We start from the raw sequence: 2,466 nt of genomic DNA on the forward strand, positions 1-2,466 counted from the left end.
CAGACCACAAGAAGAAGCGATTTGATACAATGATTAGTGGTATTAAGGCTGGTCGTAAGTTTAAGCCAACCATTGAATTCCCTAAGGATAAGTAATTAAGATATCGCAACGTTTGTTACAAACGTTGCGATTTTTTTATAACTTTCGCAAAAGTGCTACCATTATATTTATATTCAATTGAAGTTCAGGAATTTTTATGCCATCCGGGCAAATGTTTGCTATAGTTAATTGTTGGGAGGAGTGCAAATCAATGAGTAAAACAACAGCACGCCTAATGCTGGCCTCAGCAGTGTTAGGTTTTGGATTATGGGCGACGGCTGGCTCAACACACGCCGCAACTGTGGTACAACAACCAAAAGAATCGGCGCAAACGACGGCTAAGGTTGAAGGGGTAAAGCGCACAGCGACGAACGCAACCACGCAGCCGGTCGAAACGCCAGAACAATCAGAAAACAATTATTTTAATTATCAAAACGTGTGGGTCGTCGGTGACTCACTGGCCGTTGGGTGGGACGGTAACCAAGTGGTTAAACAGAACTACCCAACGCTCTTAGCAAACATCATCAAGCCGGAGTCAATGCATGCGGGTTACGCATCAAGTGGCTCACAAATTTCAGGTAACCAAAACGGACCTGGTGATAAGACTTACGACCTAACCAATAACTTGAAGCGTGTCACGGCTGATCCGCAGTTCAAGAACGCTGAGTCATTGGTATTGGAAATCGGGGTCAATGATTTAAACTATAGCGACAATAGTCTTGGTTACGTCCAACAACGTTTACAAAAGAATATTCGGACGATGCGTGCCGCGAACCCAAAGTTAGTGATTTATGGTGTCTTGCCAATCCCATCATACATGGGTGGTAATAACTTGAACGTCAAGGGTCAAGCAGGCTACACGTTTAATCAGTTGGCCGATGCTTTGAAGCAAGTTTATACAAGCTTTGGTATTCCAGTATTAGACTGGCGTCAAGCAGGTTATCAGGTTGTTACAGATGCTAACCGACAACAAACGCTGGGGGATCACGAAGTTCATCCAACGCAAGATACGTATGCCAAGATGGCAGATTTGATGGCGCAATGGATGATTGAAGTGTCTACGGCTGATAACAGCAACCTTGCTGAAAATGAACACGATTCAAAGACGAATTTCATTAGTAACGGTTGGCAAACGGATGAGTCCGGTAACCGTGAGTATGCGACAAACAGTGTGCTTGCCAGTGGCTTTAAGAACATTAACGGCCAAGGATACTTCTTTAACCCAAGCAACAATGGTTTGTTGAAGGGTAAGAACCAATTGGCAACGGCCGGTGGTAAGACCTACTACGTCGCGACTGATGGTACGACGCAAGAGGGCATTAAGTTGGTCAACGGTAAGTGGTACGACTTTGGGTCAAACAAGACGTACTATGCCCGTAACTTTACGCAGTCTGGTTACTTGAACACGGATCAAGGTTGGCGCTGGTTTGAAAATGGTAAGCCATACACGGGCTTCCGTTTATACTATGGTGCTTACTACTACTTCATTAATGGTGTGCGCCAAGAAAACAAGTGGGTCAGCCAATGGGGTAACAAGTACTACGTTGGCTCAGATGGTCGTTCAGTCCAAGGCTACCACCTAATCGACGGTATCGCGTATGACTTTGGGAACAACGGTACGTTCTTCCTACGTGGCAAGCTTTCAGGCTACCAAGATGCCGGCAATGGCTGGTTGTGGTATGAAAACGGTGAAGTCTTCACTGGCTTCCGCTTCTACATGGGCACATACTACTGGTTCGAAAAGGGTGCACGTATCAATAACCAATGGCGGACAGCCTGGAACTTGAAGTACTATGTTGACAGTGAAGGTCGTGCCGTACAAGGCGACGGTTATAATGTCGACGGGACGTACTATAACTTCAGTCACGACGGCACATTCTTCTTGCGTGGTAAGGCGAGCGGTTATGTGTCAACACCAGACGGCTGGTTGTGGATTGAAAATGGTAAGCGCTACACAGGCTTCCGTATGTACATGGGTGCCTACTACTACTTCATTAACGGTGTGCGCCAACATAATCAATGGGTCTCAGAATGGGGCTTGAAGTATTATGTCGGTAACGACGGCCGCTCTGTTGAAGGTAACAAGGTTAAGATTGATGGCAAGACGTACAACTTTGGTACGAACCATACATTCTTCCTACGTTAATTAAATCTATTTTGAATTGCAAAATCCGCTGGGTAGCTTGCCTGGCGGATTTTTTGGGGTAATCAGGTTGTATACCGCCAACAATTTGCGTAACATGACAGAGGAATAGGAGGAAGGCATGACATTTTATACAATTGATTACTTGACACAGCGTCATTCGTGGTTGGAAACGGCAACGACGGTGGTCATTGCCGTATTGGTAATTATTTTTGCAATTTTTGCGGTGCTGTATTTTCGCAATAATTTAAAATCGAAGTACCGGGATTTGAGTGTGATGATGC

The 2,466-nt window shown here is 45.2% G+C and carries 2 protein-coding genes; both read left to right on the forward strand.

Annotated elements, in window-relative coordinates; translation table 11 throughout:
* Positions 1-250 precede the first annotated feature (250 nt).
* The gene (locus WEIDD23_RS00795; protein WP_010371925.1) at positions 251-2,185 is read left to right on the forward strand and encodes an SGNH/GDSL hydrolase family protein; all 1,935 of its coding nucleotides are present in this window, start codon (positions 251-253) and stop codon (positions 2,183-2,185) included.
* 118 nt (positions 2,186-2,303) lie between these two features.
* On the forward strand, positions 2,304-2,466 hold a 163-nt coding region (locus tag WEIDD23_RS12660), incomplete at its 3' end, for a DUF3290 family protein (RefSeq protein WP_156469533.1).

This window comes from Weissella sp. DD23 (assembly GCF_001579105.1).
GTDB lineage: Bacteria > Bacillota > Bacilli > Lactobacillales > Lactobacillaceae > Weissella > Weissella cibaria.

Coding starts and splice junctions, on each gene's coding strand:
- WEIDD23_RS00795 (WP_010371925.1), top strand. CDS start 251: ATGAGTAAAACAACAGCACGCCTAATGCTGGCCTCAGCAGTGTTAGGT.